The organism is Agromyces subbeticus DSM 16689 (assembly GCF_000421565.1).
Classification (GTDB): Bacteria; Actinomycetota; Actinomycetes; order Actinomycetales; family Microbacteriaceae; genus Agromyces; species Agromyces subbeticus.
On record NZ_ATXG01000004.1, the window covers coordinates 151,320 to 172,520 of the forward strand.

The 21,201-nt window shown below is 70.5% G+C and carries 15 protein-coding genes; 6 read left to right on the forward strand and 9 right to left on the reverse strand.

The genetic code is table 11. From position 1 onward, the window contains the following. Nucleotides 1-334 precede the first annotated feature (334 nt). The gene (locus H521_RS0108645; protein ID WP_022892626.1) at nt 335-2,437 is read left to right on the forward strand and encodes a RecQ family ATP-dependent DNA helicase; all 2,103 of its coding nucleotides are present in this window, start codon (nt 335-337) and stop codon (nt 2,435-2,437) included. Nucleotides 2,438-2,512: 75 nt separating this feature from the next. On the opposite strand, the gene H521_RS0108650 is transcribed toward H521_RS0108645, so the two are convergent. The 9 genes from H521_RS0108650 to H521_RS22390 form a co-directional block, all read right to left on the reverse strand. Beyond that, nucleotides 2,513-3,664, reverse strand: coding sequence for an epoxide hydrolase family protein (locus H521_RS0108650; protein WP_022892627.1), 1,152 nt, complete (start codon nt 3,662-3,664; stop codon nt 2,513-2,515). 58 nt (nt 3,665-3,722) lie between these two features. Continuing rightward, a complete protein-coding gene (gene paaZ / locus H521_RS0108655) occupies nt 3,723-5,798 on the reverse strand; it encodes a phenylacetic acid degradation bifunctional protein PaaZ (protein ID WP_022892628.1) in 2,076 nt (691 codons plus the stop codon). Between the two features lie 11 nt (nt 5,799-5,809). Further along, the gene (locus H521_RS0108660) at nt 5,810-6,679 is read right to left on the reverse strand and encodes a 3-hydroxyacyl-CoA dehydrogenase family protein (RefSeq protein WP_022892629.1); all 870 of its coding nucleotides are present in this window, start codon (nt 6,677-6,679) and stop codon (nt 5,810-5,812) included. Further along, nucleotides 6,676-7,455 carry an enoyl-CoA hydratase/isomerase family protein gene (locus H521_RS0108665; protein WP_022892630.1) on the reverse strand — a complete coding sequence of 260 codons (780 nt, stop codon included), beginning with the start codon at nt 7,453-7,455 and terminating at the stop codon, nt 6,676-6,678. Before H521_RS0108665 ends, H521_RS0108660 begins: the two co-directional genes overlap by 4 nt. Continuing rightward, a complete protein-coding gene (locus tag H521_RS0108670; protein ID WP_026482091.1) occupies nt 7,455-8,654 on the reverse strand; it encodes an acetyl-CoA C-acyltransferase in 1,200 nt (399 codons plus the stop codon). The genes H521_RS0108665 and H521_RS0108670 overlap by 1 nt, the downstream gene beginning before the upstream one ends. Nucleotides 8,655-9,041: 387 nt before the next feature. Further along, entirely contained in the window at nt 9,042-10,544 is a 1,503-nt protein-coding gene (locus H521_RS0108680) for a cell wall-binding repeat-containing protein (RefSeq protein ID WP_022892633.1), read from the reverse strand. Nucleotides 10,545-11,352: 808 nt separating this feature from the next. Next, the gene (locus tag H521_RS0108690) at nt 11,353-12,330 is read right to left on the reverse strand and encodes a hypothetical protein (protein ID WP_156891327.1); all 978 of its coding nucleotides are present in this window, start codon (nt 12,328-12,330) and stop codon (nt 11,353-11,355) included. A gap of 119 nt (nt 12,331-12,449) precedes the next feature. Continuing rightward, nucleotides 12,450-13,334, reverse strand: coding sequence for a hypothetical protein (locus tag H521_RS22385; RefSeq protein ID WP_022892636.1), 885 nt, complete (start codon nt 13,332-13,334; stop codon nt 12,450-12,452). 147 nt (nt 13,335-13,481) lie between these two features. Beyond that, entirely contained in the window at nt 13,482-15,974 is a 2,493-nt protein-coding gene (locus tag H521_RS22390) for a DEAD/DEAH box helicase (RefSeq protein ID WP_022892637.1), read from the reverse strand. Between the two features lie 356 nt (nt 15,975-16,330). On the opposite strand from H521_RS22390, the gene H521_RS0108705 reads away from it, so the two are divergent. From H521_RS0108705 to H521_RS0108725, 5 genes are all read left to right on the forward strand, one after another. After that, nucleotides 16,331-16,807, forward strand: coding sequence for a GNAT family N-acetyltransferase (locus tag H521_RS0108705; protein ID WP_026482092.1), 477 nt, complete (start codon nt 16,331-16,333; stop codon nt 16,805-16,807). Nucleotides 16,808-16,867: 60 nt separating this feature from the next. After that, the gene (locus tag H521_RS24980; protein ID WP_022892639.1) at nt 16,868-17,884 is read left to right on the forward strand and encodes an alpha/beta hydrolase; all 1,017 of its coding nucleotides are present in this window, start codon (nt 16,868-16,870) and stop codon (nt 17,882-17,884) included. A 97-nt stretch (nt 17,885-17,981) separates the two neighbouring features. Further along, nucleotides 17,982-19,103, forward strand: coding sequence for a YihY/virulence factor BrkB family protein (locus tag H521_RS22400; RefSeq protein ID WP_169513975.1), 1,122 nt, complete (start codon nt 17,982-17,984; stop codon nt 19,101-19,103). A gap of 88 nt (nt 19,104-19,191) precedes the next feature. After that, nucleotides 19,192-20,514, forward strand: a complete 1,323-nt coding sequence (locus H521_RS22405) for a sensor histidine kinase (protein WP_169513976.1) — start codon at nt 19,192-19,194, stop codon at nt 20,512-20,514. Continuing rightward, entirely contained in the window at nt 20,511-21,182 is a 672-nt protein-coding gene (locus H521_RS0108725) for a response regulator (protein WP_022892642.1), read from the forward strand. Before H521_RS22405 ends, H521_RS0108725 begins: the two co-directional genes overlap by 4 nt. The last annotated feature ends 19 nt before the right edge of the window (nt 21,183-21,201 follow it).

The window sequence follows — 21,201 nt, forward strand, 5'->3', positions numbered from 1 at the left end:
GGGCGCGGCGCAGTTGCGTCGGCTCCACATCCGGGAGGTTCGGGCACGACCGGCAGCGCCTGCGCTGGGTATCGCGCAAGCGTGCCGGTGCAGGGGCGCACGGGTGGCGCCGATGCGTGACGTGCGGTGCACGCCGGTCGGGCTGGTCCTCTCGGGTGAGGACGGGTGGCTGTTCATTGCCACCAACCAAGAGATGGCGGATGACGCGATTCATGACGTGTGCTCAGCTGTGAAACTCCTGACCGCGCCTCCACAGCATCGGATACGGGTGCGCTGGGAACCCGACATCCGATCGCCCAGCCGTCTGTCGGCGGCGTGCAGCAGAGTGGACCCCATGACCCTCGACGCACCGCCTGCCGACACTCGCGCCGCCGCACTCGTCGCCTTGCGCGAACTCGTGGGGCGCGACGACGCCGAGTTCCACGACGGGCAGTTCGAGGCGATCGACGCGCTCGTCGAGGGCCGTCGGCGCGCGCTCGTCGTGCAGCGCACCGGGTGGGGCAAGTCGGCGGTGTACTTCGTCGCGACCCTGCTGCTTCGCAAGCAGGGAGCCGGGCCGACCGTGCTCGTCTCGCCGCTGCTCGCCCTCATGCGCGACCAGATCGCCGCGGCCGAGCGCGCCGGCGTGCGCGCCGTGGCCATCAACTCGACCAACGCACACGAGTGGGGCGATGTGCTCGCCCAGCTCGACCGCGACGAGGTCGACGTGCTGCTCGTGTCGCCTGAGCGGCTCAACAACCCGGCGTTCCGCGAGCAGCAACTGCCCGCGCTGGTGCGACGCATCGGCATGCTCGTGGTCGACGAGGCGCACTGCATCAGCGACTGGGGCCACGACTTCCGCCCCGACTATCGGCGGCTGCGCGAGCTCATCGCGCAGATGCCGGCCGAGGTGCCGGTGCTCGCGACCACGGCGACGGCCAACAGCCGCGTGGTCGCCGACGTCGCCGAGCAGCTCGGCACCGCCGGCGAGGTGCTCACCATTCGCGGGCCGCTCGCGCGCGCGTCGCTGCGGCTCGGTGTGCTGCGACTGCCCGACTCGCCCAGCCGACTGGCGTGGCTGCTCAGCCACCTCGACGACCTGCCCGGCTCGGGCATCATCTACACGCTCACCGTCGCGGCGGCCAACGACACCGCTCGCCTGCTACGACAACGCGGGCACGAGGTGCGCGCCTACACCGGGCAGTCCGACACCGACGAGCGCACCGAGTCCGAGGGCATGCTGAAGCGCAACGAGGTCAAGGCGCTCGTCGCCACAAGCGCGCTCGGCATGGGCTTCGACAAGCCCGATCTCGGCTTCGTCCTGCATCTGGGAGCGCCCTCCTCGCCCGTCGCCTACTACCAGCAGGTCGGTCGCGCCGGCCGTGCGAGCGAGAGTGCCGACGTGCTGCTGCTGCCGGGCACCGAAGACGGCGCCATCTGGCACTACTTCGCCACCGCGTCGATGCCCGACCAAGACCGCGCAGAGCGGGTGATCGCCGCGCTCGGCGACACGCCCGTCTCAACGCCGGCGCTCGAGGCGATGGTCGACATCCGCCGCACGCCGCTCGAACTGCTGCTCAAGGTGCTCGACGTCGACGGCGCCGTGCGGCGCGTGCAGGGTGGCTGGGTCGCGACCGGCGAGCCGTGGGTCTACGACGCCGAGCGCTATCGTCGCATCGCGGCCGAGCGCGAGGCCGAGCAGCAGCACATGATCGACTACGAGCAGAGCGGCGGATGCCGCATGGAGTTCCTGCAGCGATCGCTCGACGACGAGACGGCGGCGCCCTGCGGGCGGTGCGACAACTGCGCGGGCGTCTGGTTCCCGCGCGAGATCGAGGCATCGGCAACTGCGTCGGCTGCCGAGTCGCTCGACCGCGTCGGCGTGCCCGTCGAGCCGCGACGTCAGTGGCCCACCGGTGCCGACCGACTCGGCGTGCCGGTGAAGGGGCGCATCCCCCCCGCCGAGCAAGCGGGCGAGGGCCGGGCGCTGGCCCGCCTCACCGACCTCGGCTGGGGCGGCACGCTGCGCGAGCTGTTCGCCGCCGGCGCGCCCGATGCTCCCGTGTCGCCCCAGGTGCTCGCCGCGTGCGTGCGCGTGCTCGCCGACTGGGGCTGGGCCGAGCGCCCGGTCGCCGTCGTCGCGATGCCTTCGCGCTCACGCCCCCTGCTCGTCGATTCGCTCGCCCGCGGTCTCGCAGACGTCGGGCGCCTGCCGTATCTCGGCGCTCTCTCGTCGGCCGGCGATGGCCCGACCGGCCAGCCCGGTGGCAACAGCGCCTTCCGCCTTGCCGGGCTCTGGGAGCGCTTCACCGCCGACGGCCTCGACGTGCCCGCGGGCGGTGTGCTGCTCGTCGACGACCAGGCCGACAGCCGGTGGACCCTGACCATCGCCGCCCGTGAGCTGCGCCGGGCCGGCGCCTCCGAGGTGCTGCCCTTCGTGCTCGCCCTCCGCGGCTGACCTCCGCCCACCGGCTGGCCGATCACACCGCGACGCGGCACGGCGACGCCGGAACGAGCCCGGCGCCGCCACGCGTCACCGCAGTCCGCGGAAGAACGTCCGCACATCTCCGACGAGGAGGTCGGGCACCTCCATGGCCGGGAAGTGACCGCCGCGGTCGAACTCCGACCAGTGCACGACGTTGTCATCGCGCTCGGCGATCGTACGGATGCCGAAGTCGCCCGGGAACACCGCAACGCCCGATGGCACCTCGGATCGCACCGTCTGCTGCCCCCAGCTCGCCCGGCCCTCGCGATACAGCCGCGCCGACGACGTGGCCGTGCCCGTCAACCAGTAGACACTCACATCGGTGAGCAGCGCATCACGATCGACCGCGTCCTCGGGCAGTTCGTTGGCAGGATCCGTCCACTCCTTGAACTTCTCCACGATCCACGCGAGCTGACCGGCCGGCGAGTCCGAGAGCCCCACGCCCACCGTCTGCGGCCTCGTCGACTGCAGGATCGCGTACGCCGAGCTCTCGTCCATCTCCTGCTGCAGCGCGCCGAGCCGAGCCTGCTCGGCCTCCGTCATGCGCGCGAACTCCGCCGGGTCGCCCGACGGGAATCCGAGGCTGCCGTTGACATGCACTCCGACCACGTGGTCAGTGTCGAACCGGCCGAGCAGCGGCGAGATCACCGATCCGCTGTCGGTCCCCTGCGCCCCGTAGCGCTCGTATCCGAGACGCTGCATGAGCTGCGCCCAGGCACGCGCGATTCGCGAGAGGTCCCAGCCGGTCTCGTGCGTCGGCCCCGAGAAGCCGAATCCGGGCATCGACGGCACGACGACATGGAACGCATCGGCCGGATCGCCGCCATGGGAGCGAGGGTCGGTCAGCGGCCCGATGACCTCCAAGAACTCCACGATCGAGCCGGGCCAACCGTGGGTGAGGATCAACGGCAGGGCGTTCGGCTCGGGTGAGCGCACGTGCAGGAAGTGGATGTTCTGGCCGTCGATGGTCGTCGTGAACTGAGGGAACGCGTTCAGCTTCGCCTCGTGCTCACGCCAGTCGTACGACGTTCGCCAGTACTCGGCCAGTCCTTTCAGGTAGCTCGACGGAGTGCCGTAGCTCCACCCGACGCCCGGCAGTTCGTCGGGCCACCGGGTTCGTGCGAGTCGATCGTTCAGATGGTCGAGGTCAGCCTGGGGGATGTCGATGCGGAAGGGCCGGATGTCGGTGTCGTTGTCCATGACCACGACGGTACGCAGCGTAGTGGTCAGTTTCCGTCCTAAAGAGGCCGAGGCGCTCCTACGCCGGAGCGAGCTCCTTCGCGACCAGGGTGAGCACGTCGTACGAGGCGACGAGCTCGTCGTTCTGGTTCTTCAGCACCGCGTCCCAGCGCACCTCGCCGTACTCGTCGGTCTCTCGCGGCGTGATCTGCTTCGCCGTGAGCTCGACCCGAATCGAGTCGCCCGGCGACACCGGGGTCACGAACCGCAGGTTCTCGAGGCCCGAGTTCGCGAGCACCGGCCCGGGCGCGGCGTCCACGAAGAGGCCCGCCGCCCACGACACGAGCAGGTAGCCGTGCGCGACCCGGCCGGGGAAGAACGGGTTCGCGGATGCTGCCGCCTCGTCCATGTGCGCGTAGAACGTGTCGCCCGTGAACGCCGCGAAGGTCTCGATGTCGTCGAGCGTCACCTCGCGCGAGCCCGACACGACCTGGTCGCCGATCTTCAGCTCTGCGAGCGACTTGCGGAACGGGTGCACGCCGCCGGGTTGCGATGCGGATCCCGTGTGCCACACCCCGGTCAGGGCGGTCAGCATCTCGGGAGACCCCTGCACCGCCGTGCGTTGCATGTGGTGCAGCACCGCGCGGATGCCGCCGAGCTCTTCTCCGCCGCCGGCCCGACCCGGCCCGCCGTGCACGAGGTTCGGCAGCGGCGAGCCGTGCCCGGTCGACGAACGCGCATCGTCGCGATCGAGGAAGAGCACGCGGCCGTTGTACGCCGCGATGCCCCCGGCGAGTTCCACGGCGACCGCGGGGTCATGCGTCGCGACACTCGTCACGAGCGAGCCACCGCCGCGAGCCACAAGGGCGACGGCTTCGGCGATCGAGTCGTAGCCCACGATCGACGAGACCGGCCCGAACGCCTCCACCTCGTGCAGCGCCGAGCTCGAGGCATCCGCGAATCGAAGCAGCATGGGCGCCACGAATGCGCCGTCGGATGTCTCGCCGCCGCTGCCCTCGGAGCGTCTGACGCTCGGGGCATCCGTCGAGCCGATCACGAGCTCGCCGCCACCGGCCGTGAGCTTTCCGACCTGGCGCAGCACCTCGTCGCGCTGGGTGAGCGAGGCGAGGGGCCCCATGGTGACGCCGTCGGCGCGCGGGTCGCCGAGCACGACGCGCTCGGCGATGCGGGCGCGCACGGCGTCGATGACCGAGTCGACGGATGCCGCAGGCACGATCGCCCGACGGATCGCCGTGCACTTCTGCCCCGCCTTCGACGTCATCTCGGCGACGAGCTGCTTCACGTAGGCGTCGAATTCAGGCGTGCCCTCGACCGCGTCGGTGCCGAGCACGCTCGCGTTGATCGAGTCGGTCTCTACCGTGAAGCGCACACCGCCGGTCTGCACCGACGGGTGCCGGCGCAGCTTCTCGGCGGTCGAGGCCGAGCCGGTGAAGGCGACGAGGTCGCCGAGGCGCAAGTGGTCGAAGAGGTCGGGCACGCTGCCCGAGACGAGTTGCAGCGAGCCCTCGGGCACCAGACCCGATTCGATGAGGATGCGCACGAACGCCTCGGCGAGGTAGCCGGTGGGCGTCGCGGGCTTCACGAGTGTTGGCACGCCGGCGAGGAAGGCGGGCGCGAACTTCTCGAGCGAACCCCACACCGGAAAGTTGAAGGCGTTGATCTGCACCGCGACGCCGGGCAGGCGCGTGTAGATATGCCGTCCGAGGAATGAGCCGTCCTTCGAGAGGTTCTCGACAGCGCCGTCGACGTAGACCTTCGAGTTCGGCATCTCGCGTCTGCCCTTCGACGAGTACGTGAAGAGCACGCCGATGCCGCCGTCGATGTCGACCCACGAGTCCTGCTTGGTGGCGCCGGTGCGAGCGGAGACCTCGTAGAGCTCGGCCTTGCGCTCGGTGAGGGCGAGCGCCATCTGCTTGAGCAGCACCGCCCGCTGGTGGAAGGTGAGTTCGCCGAGCGAGGCCTGCCCGACCGTGCGGGCGTGCTCGAGCGCGGCGCCGAGATCGAGCCCCTCGGTCGACACGCGAGCGACGAGTTCGCCGGTCGATGCGTCGCGCACCTCATTCGCAGTTGCGGCGGCCGTGGCATCGGGGGTCCACCACGCGCCGTTCACGTAGCTCGGCAGAATCTCGGTCATCGGTGTTCCTTTCACGGGGCATCCCACAGGTAGAAGCCCTCGCCGGTCTTTCGGCCGAGCTTGCCCTCGGCGACCATGCGGCGCAGCAGTGCGGGCGGGGCGAAGCGCTCGCCGAGCGTGTTCGAGAGGTACTCGGCGATGCCGAGCCGCACGTCGAGCCCTACGATGTCGGTGAGGCGCAACGGGCCCACGGGATGCTTGTAGCCGAGGCTCATCGCGGCGTCGATGTCTTCCGCCGATGCGACGCCGTCTTCGAGCATGCGGATCGCCTCGAGCCCGAGGGCCACGCCGAGTCGTGACGATGCGAAGCCGGGCGCATCGGCGACGACGATCGGTGTCTTGCCGATCGCATGCACCCATGCCCGCGCCTGCTCGACGAGCAGGCCGTCGGTCGCCTCGCCGCGCACGATCTCGACGAGTGACGATGCGGGCACCGGGTTGAAGAAGTGCAGGCCCACGAACCGCGAAGGCCGGTCGAGCAGTGCGGCCAGCTGATCGATCGAGATCGACGAGGTGTTCGATGCGAGCGCCGCGCCGGGCGCGAGCACCGCCTCGACGCGCGTGAGGGCATCGATCTTCAGTTCGAGGTCTTCGGGCACGGCCTCGACGACGAGGTCGCAGCCGGCGAAGTCGCCCACCTCGGTCGAGGCGGCGAAGCGCGCGGCGATCGCACTCTGCTCGTCGTCGGCCGTGCCGCGGGCCACGGAGGTCGCGACCGACTCGAGCACTCGGGCCGACGCCGCGCCCGCGGCATCCGCATCGCGCTCGACGACCGTTACGCGCGACCCCGCGAGCAGGAACGCGTGCGCGATGCCGGCGCCCATGCGCCCGCCGCCGAGCACGCCGACGTCGGCGGGAGCGCCCGTCGCGGTGTCGTTCATCTGCGCTTCCTCTCGAGGAACTCGGTCATGCGCCGCAGCTTCTCGGGGCTCTCGAAGAGCACTGCCTGCTCGTCGAGATCGACGGCGGGGTGCGCGTCGCGCCGCGCCCGGAAGACGCGCTTCGTCGCGATCGTTGCAGCGCGATCGTTGCGGGCGATTCGATCGGCGATGGCGTGCGCCGCCGGCAGCAGCTCATCGGCCGGGTGCAGCTCGCTCACGAGGCCGATCTCGAGCGCCTCGGCCGCACCCACGGTGCGACCGGTCAGCAGCAGTTCGATCGCCCGCGCATCGCCAACGATCTCCTTCAGCCGCCAGCTCGCCCCGGCCGCGGCGATGATGCCGAGGCCCGTCTCTGGGTTGCCGATCTTCAGCGCGGGTGTCGCGATGCGGATGTCGGCGGCGTACGCGAGCTCGGCGCCGCCGCCGAGCGCGTAGCCGTCGAGGGCGGCGATCACGGGCATCGGCAGCAGCGCGAGCCGCACGAAGGCGTGAGCGTTGATGCCGGCGCGCGCATCGTCGGCCCGCCGTTCGCGAAGCTCAGCGATGTCGGCGCCCGACGCGAAGGTGCCACCGGCCCCGGTGAGGATGAGCGTGCGCGGAATCGCCTCGAGCTCGGCGCACAGGAGGTGCAGCGCATCGATCGTCGCCTGATCGATGGCGTTGCGCTTCTCGGGTCGGTTGAGCGTCGCAACGACCCGGTCGTCGAGCCGCTCGATGAGGAGCGGGCCCTCATCGCCGATCGACGAGGAGCGCGAGGTCTCGCGACCCGCGCGCATCACACGCGCTCCACGATGAGGGCGGCGCCCTGGCCGACGCCGACGCACATCGTCGCGAGTCCGTGCCGTGACCCCTCGCGCTCCATGCGACCGAGCAGCGTCACCACGAGTCGCGACCCCGACGAGCCGAGCGGATGCCCCAGGGCGATCGCCCCGCCGTCGGCGTTGACTCGTTCGGGGTCGAGGCCGAGGCGGCGCATCGACGCGATCGACTGCGTGGCGAACGCCTCGTTGAGTTCGATGGAGCCGAGATCGGCGATCGACAGCCCAGAGCGGGCGAGCGCCTTCTCGGTCGCGGGCACCGGACCGAGGCCCATGATCTCGGGCGCCAAGCCGGCTGAGGTGCCGACGATGACACGAGCCCGTGGCGTGAGGCCGTAGCGCTCGACGGCGGCCGCGCTCGCGACCACGATGGCGGATGCCCCGTCGTTCAGCGCACTCGAATTGCCCGCCGTCACGACGGAGCCGCCGGGCACGACGGCACGCAGGCCGGCAAGCGCCTCGATCGTGGTCTCAGGTCGCGGGCCCTCGTCGACGAGCACCTCACCGCGAGCAGTCGGCACGCCGACGATCTCGGCCTCGAACCGCCCGGCGGCGATGGCCGCAGCGGCTCGCTGCTGCGAGCGCAGGGCGAAGGCGTCGGCCTCGTCGCGGGTGATGCCGTCGAGTCGCGCGACCTCTTCGGCCGTCTCCGGCATCGAATACGTCGCCTTGTCACGGGCCAGCAGCCTGGCGTTCGGAAAACGCCAGCCGATCGAGGTGTCGTACGCGGCACCGGGCTTGGCCCAGGCCTTCTCGGGCTTGGCCTGCACCCACGGCGCGCGCGTCATCGACTCCACGCCGCCGGCGATGATGAGGTCGGCGTCACCGGCCCGGATCGCCTGCGCCGCCATCGTGATCGCCGACATGCCCGATGCGCAGAGCCGGTTGACGGTGATGCCGGGCACCGAGTCGGGCAGCCCGGCGAGCAGCACCGACATGCGGCCGACATTGCGGTTGTCTTCCCCGGCCTGGTTGGCGGCACCGAGGATGACCTCGTCGATCGCGCCCGCCTCGATCGCGGCCTGCTCGAGCCCGGCGCGTCGCACTGCCTCGCCGACGACGAGCGAGGCGAGGTCGTCGGGGCGCACTCCGGCGAGCGCGCCCCCGTAGCGGCCGACCGGCGTGCGAACGCCTCCGACGAGGTAGGCCTCGGCCACGCTGCTGTTGATGGGCACTGCCACTCCTGACCGCACTGTCTGTGGTGGAACGCTGCACCCAGCGTAGGCGTGGGCTCGCGGCATCCGTCGATCGGAATTAGTGACCGACCGTTCAGGAAGTAATTATGGCAAACGGATGTCGCGGGCGCCAGTCACGACATGCGCGACGCGGCCTCAGGGGATTTGCATGAGCACCGCTTCGCCGACGGACTTGCTCTGAATCAGGTAGACGGAGTCGCCCACCAGCATGAGGACCGGCGACGCCGGACCATGGGTGACTAGCGCACCGCGGACATGGCCGCCTGAGTATCCCGCCGCGGCCGGGAGGTCGAGCGGGGCGCGGTCACCGCACACGGGCCTTCGACCCTTCACTTCAGCCGATCGGGATCAACCACACACAGTCAGCGAGGCGACATCCTCGCTCAGGGCGCCTTCTCCTCCCAGGAGCACGACTTCGTCCTCACTCTGAATCCACATGGCGTAGAGCGTGCCCTCGGGAATGCACTCGGGCCGCGACAGTCGCAATGGCGCACCGACTGCGGCTGCCACCGGGCCGCCCGCAAGCGCATCCGCGAACCCGGTGCCCTGTGCGATGAACACGAGGTCGTTCAGTGATGAAGCTGGGAATGCATCGGCTATCTTGGCGCTCGTGTCGTACCGGTCGATTCCCGCAGCACGGGCGACGCGGGCGACCATGCCGGACTCGACGAGCTCCGTTTCGATCGATGCCGTGATGGCTCCCGTTCCACCGGCGAGGAAGGCGGCCGACACGTCGAGGTCAGAGAGAACGGCGCTCGTGGCGGCGTCGATTCCCGCCCGCTCCCCATCGATGAGGAGAACCGGTTCGTGGCGGCGACCGGCGACCGCACCCGCCGAGAGCGCATCGGGGAAGTCGCGGCCGGTGGCCACGAAGACGTTGTCATACGGCTTCTCAACGAAGGCGTCGATTACGAGGTTCCGGGACGTCTCATAGCGGTCGGCGCCACCGACCCGCCTCGTCGTCGGAACGATCGATCGGACCTGCTCGAACACGGTCGGAGAGACCGAACCCGCCCCGCCTGCGACGACCACCTCTCGGGGTGCCAAGCGCTCGATCTCTCGAGCCACGACGGCCGGCAGAGCACCCGGCTGCGTCAGCAGGAGCGCCCCACCCCTGGCGGCAGCCGCCGGGCCGGCGCTCAGAGCGTCGGGCCAGTTCTCGCCACTCGCGATGTAGAGCACAGGGAGGTCGGGATCGAAGGCCTGCGTCGCCGCAACCGACGTGGCGTAGCGATCCGGACCCGAACTCCGATACACCTTCCATGTGAACTCCGAGAGCAGGAAGTCGAGGCCCGAGAACTGCTCGCCCGGTGCGAGGTTGACGACCTCCGCCTCGTCGAGGTATTCGGTCTCGCGGAAGAATTCGGCACTCAGATCACGTTCCCCGCCGGAATGGGCTCGGAAGACGTATGCGCCAGGAAAGAGCGCGAGATTGAACCCGGGGTTGGCCATCGGGTTGTCCCACATGGTGAGGACGAGACGGAGCTTGCCGTCCGCTTCGTCGATTCGCCATGCCTCGATCACCAAATCGTTCCGCCACCCCTGGGTCGTGACGTCGAGCCGTCCTGAGACTTGTGCGGCCAGTGGCATTCTGATCTCGATGCCAGAAGCGCTCGCATCGAACTCCTCGGCATCGGCCTCGAACGGGGTTCCACCCGAGAACGTCGTGGCGTATCGCCCGGATAGGTCCTCGACCTCGAGGAAGTAGTCGTCGCCCGCAGGAAGATTCGTGAGCGAGAACGTCGAACCGAAGGCGCCTGGGAAGCCCCATGTCACGCCCCTCGCACGCACCCTGACGTAGAGCTGAGCGCTCGAATCGACGACAGGATTGCCCTCGGCGTCGGTCAGCACGACCGTGCCGGAGAGACTGATCGGCGCAGCGGCCGATCTGGCGAGTCCATCCGACTCCGACGTAGCTTCTCTCGCCCCGTTAGGGGCCCTTCCGTCGATAGCCGCTGGCTCATCGTCAGCGCGGAGGTCGCTCCACAGCGAACGAGGGAGCGGGCCCTCCACAGACTTGACATCTTCGAGCGGCTGGTCGGACAGGGGCTCCGCCTGAGTGGGCGACACCGTAGCGGTGAGGAGGCAGGTGATGAAGAGTGCGCCAGCAGCTACGCGGCTGCGGATGTATCGGGTCGACACCGGGCGGATCTCTTTTCGGATCATTGGCGCTGGCGAATCCATCGGCCGGGGCGGGTTGCGTCATGAGCATATACAAGGATGCGAGCACTGTAGTGCCTGATCTTCTATGGCTCCGGGAGGTCTGCGACCTCCCAAAGGACAACGGCGGTTCGCACCGCACCGCTTCAGAGAGTAGCCGCGGCCCGGGAGCGATCTAACTCCAGGTGACCGGTAGCAGTCCACCGCCGAGATGATCGTGCCTCCGTAGCCGGCCCGAAGGTCACCGACCGGGCACTCGCGCGGCGTTGTTGAGCGCGGCGGTCACCACGACCTTCTTCGCCACGCACAGGGTCGCAACCGTGAGTGTCGCGTCGATGGCGACGGCGCGCTCCGCCTGTCGATGCCTTCCAGCGGGTCGGCCGAAGTCAGCGGATCTGGCCGAGGATCGCCTCGGCCACGGACGCGGCACCGTCCTTGCTGTGGATCGAGTAGATCGAGTCGCCGACCTTGAGCAGCACGGGCGAGGCCGGGCCGTCGGTCACGAGCGCGACGATCGCGGCATCACCGACGGCGTAGCCCGGCACGGCCGTGAGGTCGAGCTCTTGGAAGGCCGACGAGACGTCGGGCTGACCGAGCACTCGAACAGTTCGCCCGCGCCGTACACGACCGCGATGTGCGGCCCTCGTGTCGTGTCGGTGAGGTAGTCGCAGGCGTACGACCGCGCTGCGGCGCCGACCGCATCCTGGAACGACCGCGGTGCGCTCGCGGTCGGATCCTGGACCTCGACCTCCGTGTACGTTTCGCTGAGCGCCATCCCGATTCCCTGGGGGTCGAGTCCGCCGTTGCAGACCGCGTCGCCCTGCCGCAACTCCGCGCCGGGCCAGGCCAGTTGCGCGGAAGACGCCTGCTGCAGGTTTGCGAACGACGCCTCGGCGAGTGCGCCGAGGCGCGCGAGCACCTCGTCGGGCGCCAGCCCGTCGTAGCGGGTGCCCGTCGTGCCGAGCCCCGGTGCGCTGAGACGCATCGCCACCCACGACTCGGCCACAGGGGCGGTGAGTTGCCACCCCGACTCCCCGACCGCCGTCGACGCCTCGATGCCGCCGACCTCGAGGATGTCGTCCGACGGCGAGTCGCCCGCCCAGGCCGGTTGCCACTGCTCGGCAGCGTTCGGCAGCACCTCGAGGGTGAGATAGGCGAAGCCGCCGGCGCCGGCGCCGTCGTAGATCGTCGTCGGGGCCTCACCGACCCGCCACGAGCACTCGAGGCCGCCGGCCGCCGCGAGTTGCACGGCGGCGAACGTGTCGTTCGGGCGAATCGCAGGCACGGGCTCGGGAGCGACTCCGTCGGCACCGGTCATTGCTCCCGCCACCAGGCCCTCCGGAGCGAGATCGTCGCACGTCAGCAGGCCGACGACGGGTGTCGGCTCGGTGATCGGCTCCGGCGCGGGCGCGACGCACCCGCTCAACAGGAGGACGAGGGCTGCAGCGGAGAGACCACCGGAGACGACGAGGCGCATGGCGCGAGCCATGCTGGCCGAGTGCAGCGCACGACTCAGTGCTCACCCGCTGGTCGGGCGTGGCGCGCAGCCGCTGCCAGTCGCCGACCGTCGCGATAAGCGGGCCTCGGCCGCTTGGCTCACTCGATCGCGCCGACCCACTCCGCGGGCGTCGGATCGCGGTCGAACGCCAGGAACACCGCGCGCTCGTCGTCGGGACGAGCCGGGTCGTAGAGCACCTCGACCGCGATGCCGCCTGACAGCACGTCTCGTCGTCGGGTCGAGCGACTGATCCGATGCCCGACGCCGGCGGCATCCGTGAACCGGACCTCGACCGTCGCGCCGACCACCGAGCGCTGCCCGACGTCGTTCGTCGCCGTGCGAGCCGTCACCCCGACGAGCATGCCGGGCACGCGGTCGCCCTCGCCGTCGCGCAGAAGCCGGGTGCGCAGCATCCGCTGTTCGCGAAGTCGGCGGTTGTGCACGGCGACGACGACGAGGCCGGCCGCGACCGCGACGATGAGCAGCACCGGGAGCCAGACGTTCGCGGTGTACGCCACCCACGACCCGGCGTTCCACGGCACGTCGTGGTGGAAGACGGGATCGACGCGCGTGCCGACCTGCAGCGGCTCGAGCCAGCTCGTGGCGTCGATGGCGACGACGGTGACGACGACCGCCGCCAGCGCGGGAGCGAGCACCACGGGGGTGCGTTCGCCGCCACGATAGGCATCGATCGCCCACGATGCCGACGCCGCGGAACCGAGCAGGCCGAATGTCGCGAGGATCCACAGCACCGCGGGCGTCGCCGGCCTCCAGAAGACCGGCCCCGACTCCCGATCGTCGAAGACGCTGTCGATGATGGAGTGCCGGATGTCTTCGGCCGTCGCGCCGATCATGATGCCGAGAGCCACGGCGCACCCGGTCGCGACGACGACGGCCACGATGATCAGGGCGAGCAGGGCCGGCCGCCCTTCGAGGCGCCGACGCCGCTCGCGCCGTTCGGCGACCGGATCTTCGAGCTTCACGTTCGCCCTCCATCGTCGCCGCTTCGGAGCGCCAGCCTAACCGGTCGCCGGGATCCGGCGAGGCCGGAAATGACGATGGCCCGCATCCGGTGGGATGCGGGCCATCGTGCGACTCGTGCGAGCTTCAGCTCAGAGCGAGCGGATGTCTCAGCCGGCGCGCTGCTCGTCGGTGACGTCGGTCTCGACGACCTCGACGACCTCGACGATTTCGACTTCCGACTCGGTCTCGGTCTCGGTGACGAGTTCGACCTCGGCGATCGCGTCGGCCTCGACGTCATCAGCGGCCTCAGCCGCGACGTCGACGAAGCTCAGCTCGTCGACCGGCGAGGCCGCGCCGCGCTCGAGCTCGCCGAGGAAGTCGTCGCCGAGGCGCATGTCGACGAAGTCGACGTCGATCTCTGCCCGGTCGAGCAGTTCCACCATGCGACGCTGGCGGTTGCGCGGGATGAGCGTGACGACCTGGCCGGTCTTGCCGGCGCGGCCCGTGCGGCCCGAGCGGTGCAGGTAGGTCTTGTACTCGTCGGGCGCGTCGGCCTGGATCACGAGGTCGATGTCATCGACGTGGATGCCGCGTGCCGCGACATCCGTCGCCACGAGCACGTTGACCTTGCCGCTCGTGAGCTGCTGCAGGTTGCGCGTGCGGCGCGACTGGTTGAGGTCGCCGTGCAGGGCGACGGCACGGATGCCGTAGTCCTCGAGGTGCCCGGTGAGGTCTTCGGCGAACGCGCGGGTGCGTGAGAAGACGAGCGTCTTGCCCTCGCGGTTGGCGAGCTCGGCGACGATGTCGCGCTTCTCGTGGTTGCCGATCACGAACACGCGGTGCTCGATCGTCGAAGACGCCTGGTCTTCGCCGGCGACCTCGTGCACGGCCGGCTCGACGAGGAACTCGTCGACGAGCGTCGCGACGCCCTTGTCGAGGGTCGCCGAGAAGAGCAGCTTCTGGCCGCCCTCCGCGGTGCGGCGGAGGATGCGCTGCACGGGCTCGAGGAACCCGAGGTCGCACATGTGGTCGGCCTCGTCGATCACGGTGACGACGACCTCGGAGAGGTCGAGTCGACGCTGCTCGATGAGGTCTTCGATGCGACCGGGCGTGCCGATCACGATGTCGACGCCGCGCTGGAGCGCACCGACCTGGCGGCCCTGGGGCACGCCGCCGTAGATCTGCGTGGTGAAGAGGCCGACGCTCTGCGCGATCGGCTGCACCGTGCGGTCGATCTGCAGGGCGAGCTCGCGCGTCGGCGCGAGGATGAGCGCGCGGGGCTTGCGGCCCATCTGGCGCTTGCCGCCGGCCTTGCCCGAAGCAGCCCAGAGCGCCATGAGGCGCTCGACGGCCGGAGCACCGAACGCGATGGTCTTTCCCGAGCCGGTCTTGCCACGGCCGAGCACGTCGCGGCCCTCGAGCACGTCGGGAATGGTCGCGGCCTGGATCGGGAACGGCGACTCGGCGCCGAGCTCCTTGAGCACGCGCACGACGTTGCCGCCGAGCCCGAGGTCGGCGAAGCTCACGCCATCGACCTCGGTCGCCTGGATGGCGTCGGCCTCGAGACGCTCGAGCACAACGTCGTCGTTCGCCGAGTGGCGGTGGTTCGCATCCTTGGCCGGGTAGAAGCTCGATTCGCGGCGACCCGAATCGTTGAAGCCGGCGCGATCGACGTCGCGGCGGGGGGCACGGTCGTCGCGGTCGTAGGAACGAGCGGGGCGATCGGTGCGCGCGGGCCGATCGTTGCGGTCGAACGAACGTGCGGGGCGGTCGTCGCGATCACGGCGAGGGGCGCGGTCGTCACGATCGAAGGAACGCGCCGGTCGGTCTTCGCGGTACGCGGGGCGCGCCGGGCGGTCGTTGCGGTCGAACGAACGCGCCGGGCGATCGGTGCGGTCGTTCGAGCGGGGTGCGCGGTCGTCACGATCGAACGAACGCGCGGGGCGCTGATCGCGGTCACCGGTGCGAGGCGCACGGTCATCACGATCGTACGAACGAGCCGGGCGGTCGTTGCGATCATTGCGGTCGAACGAACGCGCAGGGCGATCGTTGCGGTCACCGGTACGGGGCGCACGGTCATCACGATCGTACGAACGAGCCGGGCGGTCGTTGCGATCGAAGGAACGCGCGGGCCGCTCGTTGCGGTCGAACGAACGCGCAGGGCGCTCATTGCGGTCACCGGTACGGGGCGCACGGTCGTCACGATCGTACGAACGAGCCGGGCGGTCATTGCGGTCGTTGCGGTCGAACGAACGAGCCGGGCGGTCGTTGCGGTCGAACGAACGCGCGGGACGCTCGTTGCGGTCACCGGTACGAGGAGCACGGTCGTCACGATCGTACGAACGCGCAGGGCGAGCATCGCGATCGTAGGAACGAGCCGGGCGATCGTTGCGGTCGAACGAACGCGCGGGGCGCTCCTCGCGGCTGTCGCGCTCCGAACGGTGCGGTGCACGGCCGGTGGCGACGCGCTCGTCGCGCGACCAGCGATCCTTGCGGGGAGCGTCGACCGGCTCGGCGCGGTAGCCGCGGTGGCCTTCGCTGCGCGATCCGGCCTTCGGAGCTCCGGCGCGCGCCGGGCCGCCCTTCGAGCCGCCCTTCGCGTACGAGGGATCGAAGTTCTTGGCGGGCCTGCCGCCTTGGGGTTTCTTGTTCTTGGGCATGGTGACTTCCTGGGTTGTACTCATGTACATGGCAGCGCCACTGCAGGCGCAGCACACTGAGAACCCGGAGCATCGTCGACCGGGGCCGTTCACATACGGTGACTATTCGAGGCCTCTGCCTCGAAACCGGCCCTTTGGACTCACAAACCCATCCGCGCACAGCGCGGTGTCCAGAACCGACTCGGCAACATTACCGGAATCATCTGGGAAAGTCCCGCAAGCGGCGCTCGCCGGTCGAGTAGCGAGCGCCAGCGAGCGTATCGAGGCCCGTCACGGTCTCGATACGGCCCTGGCGGGCCTACTCGACCGGCGAACCGCGTAACACCGGCGAAATGCGCCAGTCGTACGCTCGCCGAGTGAGCCACCCAGTGACCGTCGCCGTCGAATCCCCCCGTCAGCCCGAGATCGAGCTCCTGCTCGACGGCAGCACCGCCTACGCGCAGAGCCTGTACCCGCCCGAGAGCAACTTCCTGCTCGACATCACCACGCTCGAGCAGCCCGAGGTGGCGTTCTACGTCGCGCGCGACGGCGAGCGCGCCGTCGGCATCGCCGCGCTGGTCGCCGAGACGGATGCCGAGAGCGGCGAGCTGAAGCGCATGTTCGTCGATCCCGGGGCCAGGGGCATGGGAGTCGCCGGCGCACTGCTCGGACATATCGAGACGGATGCCGCGAGCCGCGGCATCCGCGAGATCGTGCTCGAGACCGGTGACCTGCACGACGCCGCTCAGGCGCTCTACACGCGCCACGGCTACCGGGAGATCCCGCAGTTCGGCCAGTACGTCGGCGAGGCGCACTCGGTGTGCTTCGCGAAGTCGCTCTCCGCGCTCGAGTAAGCGTTTCCATCGCTCGCGAACCTGAGGTAGCATCACTCCACCCCTGAACCGGAGCCCGGTGTGACCTCGACCCGAAGCACAGGCGGCTCCGGCACCCGCGCCAAGCGGGTCGCGTGGGCCGTCACGGCCGCTGCAGCCGCCATCGCGAGCATCGGCGCGCTCTCGGGATTCCACACGCAGCTCCGCGAGATCGATCCCGGGGGTTCCGATGCCGCGAGCGAGCTGGCAGGCACCGCGATCGTCGGCATCCGCACCTTCACCGCTCCGGCCGGCGTCGGCGTCGAGGCCGACCTCGAGTACGGCGCGCGCGAGGACGGCACGCTGCTCACGCTCGACATCTGCACCCCGGCCGGCGCCGACCTCTCCTCGACGCTCCTCCCGGCGGTCGTCTCGATCCACGGCGGCAGCTGGGCGCGAGGCGACAAGGCCAACGCCGACTGGCGCAACGTGTGCCTCTGGCTCGCGAGCGAGGGCTTCGTCGCGGCATCCGTGAACTACCGGCTCGTGCCGGAGGCACGGTTCCCGGCGGCGATCGACGACGTCGCGCTCGCGGTGGAGTGGCTGCGCGCACCCGAGCAGGCAGAGCGGTTCGGCATCGACCCGGCTCGCATCGGCGCGTTCGGCGGCTCGGCGGGCGGCAACCTCGCGGCGCTGCTCGGCACCATGGGCGACGGGCCGCTCGACGAGGGCTCCCGGGTGGCGGCGGTCGCCGAGCTGTCGGGCCCCCTGGCACTCGGCGCCGAGGAGCTCGACGCCGACGGGGCATCCGATTGGCTGCGCCGCATCGTCGGCGAGTACCTCGACTGCGAGCCCCGCGAGCGCGACGAGAGCTGCGAGCAGGCGGCGGATGCCTCGCCTGGGCACCACGCCGACGCGAGCGACCCGCCGTTCCTGATCGGCCATGCCGAGGGCGAGGTCGTGCCACTCGGCCAGTCAGCCCGTTTCGCCGCCGAGCTCGCGGCGGCCGGCGTGCCGGTCGAGTTCACGGTGGCGCCCGGCGCCGAGCACTCGATCGGCATCCTCGACGAATCGTGGCGGGCCCGCGTCGCCGCATTCCTGCACGCCCACCTCGCCTGACCGCTTGCCGCCTACCGCCGCTCGGCGCTTCCGGCAAGCCCGTGCGCTGCAGCAGGCCGTCGTCGTAGGCTCGGGGGCGTTCCCGATGGGAGGCGGCATGCCTGAGCACGATGGAGCCCGCCACGATCACGTTGCGCGGGGCGTTGTGCATCCGTCCGCGCACGATGCGGCGCACGACGACGCCACGGCTCGCCACGACTCGCCGATCCGGCTCTCGCGCGACGACTGGCGGGTCATCTTCAGGCGCACCGTGCACGAGTACCGCATCAACCAGGTGAACGACATCGCGGCGGCACTCACCTTCTATACGGTGCTCGCCTCGCTGCCGGCCACGCTCGCCGCCCTCGCGATGCTCGGCATCTTCGGCAGCGCCGAGGCCGTCGTCGGCGACGCACTGAAGGTGGTCGCCGAGCTCGGCGGCGGGTCCGTCGTCGATGCGCTGAGCGAACCGATCGACCAATTGCTGAACGCCTCGCACGCCGGGCTCGCCTTCGCGACCGGGCTCGCCGGCGCGCTCTGGGCGACGTCGGGCTTCGTCGGTTCGTTCGGCCGCGGCATGAACCGCATCTACGAAGTCGAAGAGGGCCGCCCGTTCTGGGAGATGCGGCCGATCACCCTCCTCCTCTCCGCGGCGCTCCTCGTGCTCGGGGCGATCGCCGCCGTCTGCCTCGTCGTCACTGGGCCGGTCGCGGAGGCGACCGCGCGGGTGCTCGGCCTCGACGAGGGCGTGGCGGTGTGGTGGGACCTCGGCAAGCTCCCGCTGCTGGCCGCCATCGGCATCGGTGTCATCGCACTGCTCTACTGGGCCGCACCGAACGTCAAGCGCCGCAACGTGCGCTGGATCAGCGTCGGCGCGATCGGCGCACTGCTCGCGTGGGCGATCACGACGGCGCTCTTCGCGCTCTACGTGCTCGGCTTCGGCAGCTACCAGCGGGCCTACGGCGTGCTCGGCGGTGCCATCGCCTTCCTGCTCTGGATCTGGCTGTCGCAACTCGCCCTGATCTTCGGCGCCGTGCTCGACACCGAAGTGGAGCGCACGCGTCAGTTGCGCTCTGGCATCGCCGCCGAGGAGCAGGTGCAGCTCCCGCTTCGCGACGATCGCCTCATCGCGAAGAACCGCGAGCAGCGCCAGCGCGATGTACGCGACTCGGTCAGGCAGCGACCCGACTCCGTGAACGACGGCGTGACGCCGCCGCCCGGCCGGGCGCCGCACGGCTGACCCGCCCACTTCGCTCAGCTTCCCCTACCCGGGTACGGGCGGCCAATCGCTCTTCAGGGGGATGCCACGACGCGGCGACGCTGGCAGAGTGACGGACACAATGGACGAGACTCGAAGCACCCATCGAACCGCCAACGGCGAACCGCCCCGCCCGCCGGCGCCACCCGCCGTCACGGTCACCGCGGCGACCGCAGCGGTCGGCGACGCGTCGGTCGCCCGCGGCATTCGGGGACTGCCCGGCCCCGGCGCCGACGAGCGCCAGTTCCGTGCGTGGATGCTCGTGAGCACTTCCCTGCTCGCGTTCATGCTGCTCACGGTGTCGATCCCGCTGGGCGCGACCGTCTACGGAGTGCACCTGCTCGCCGCCTTCGCCACGAGCTTCGCGCTCGCCGGCGCCCTGCCCATCTCGGTGCGGTGGCCATGGCTCGCCGCCGGGCTCTCCTCCGCGAGCCTGCTCGTCTTCGCACTGCTTTCGGCCGGTTCCGACGGGGCGCCGTGGCCGTGGCCCGTGACGTCGATCATCGCCCAGGGCGCCCTGCTCATCGTGCTCGGACTCATGCACGACTGGAAGGTGGGCGTCGTCGCCTGGGCGGCAGCGGTCGCCGTCACGATGCCGTTCGCATTCGTCGACGCCGGAGCGGCCTCCAGCATGGTGACCGGTGCGGTCGTCACGGCACTCGCCTTCGCCGTGGCCGTCGTTCTCGCCCAGTGGCGGCTCATCGGTGTTCAGCTCTTCCGCGAGCGCGAGCACTCAGCCTCCGAGCAGCAGCGGCGCGTGCTCGTCGAGGAGCGCAACCGCATCGCCCGGGAGCTGCACGACGTCGTCGCGCACGGGCTCTCGATCATCCACGTGCAGGCGACGAGCGCGCCGTATCGCGTCGAGGGGCTGAGCGAAGAAGCCAAGGCCGAGTTCGGCGAGATCGCGGCATCCGCACGCTCGGCGATGACCGAGATGCGGCAGTTGCTCGGCGTGCTGCGCAGCGCCGACGCCGCCGCCGAGACCGCCCCGCAGCCCGGGCTCACCGAACTGCCCGAGCTCGCGGCATCCGTCGAACGCGCCGGCGTGCCGGTCACGCTGACGGTCGCCGAGTCGCTGCCCGACACCGGCCTCGCCTCGATGGCCGCGTATCGCATCGTGCAGGAGGCGCTCAGCAACGTCGTGCGTCACGCGCCCGGTGCCGCCACGTTCGTCTCGGTCGAAGTGCTCGGCGACGACCTCGTCGTGTGCATCGAGAACGAGGCGGCGGCGGATGCCCCGGGGCCCGACGCGAAGGGCGGCGGCCACGGTCTCATCGGCATCGGCGAGCGCGCGACGCTGCTCGGCGGGCGCGCCGAGTACGGTCACCGGCGCGGCGGCGGCTACCGTGTACTCGCGACCCTTCCACTCGGGTCGGATGGAGGCACGGTGTGACGATCTCGGTACTCATCGCCGACGACCAGGCGATGGTGCGCGCGGGGTTCGCGGCCGTTCTCGCGGCCCAGCCAGGCATCGAGATCGTGGGGCAGGCCGCCGACGGCGACCAAGCCGTGTCGATGGCCCATGAGCTGCGACCCGACGTCGTCGTGATGGACGTGCGCATGCCGGGCCGCAACGGCATCGAGGCGACGAAGGCGCTGCAGACGCCGCCTCGATCGAGCGACTACGTGCCGCGCGTGCTGATGCTGACCACATTCGACATCGACGACTACGTCTACGAGGCGCTGCGCGCGGGCGCGAGCGGGTTCCTCCTGAAGGATGCGACGCCCGAAGAGCTCGTCGCCGCCGTGCGCATCGTCGCAGCGGGCGACGCGCTGCTCGCGCCGAGCGTGACGCGGCGGCTGATCGAGGACTTCGCCCGTTCGGGCCCGCCGCCACGCCCCTCAGGCACGAGACTGGCCGGTCTCACCGAGCGCGAGCGCGAAGTGCTCACCCTCGTCGGCCGCGGGCTCTCGAACTCAGAGATCGCCGCCGCCCTCTTCATCGCCGAGCAGACGGTGAAGACGCACGTCAGCAAGATCCTCTCGAAGCTCGGGCTGCGCGATCGCGTGCACGCCGTCGTGCTCGCGTACGACACGGGGCTCGTGCAGCCCGGCTCCTGAGCCGTTCCGGCGCCACCCC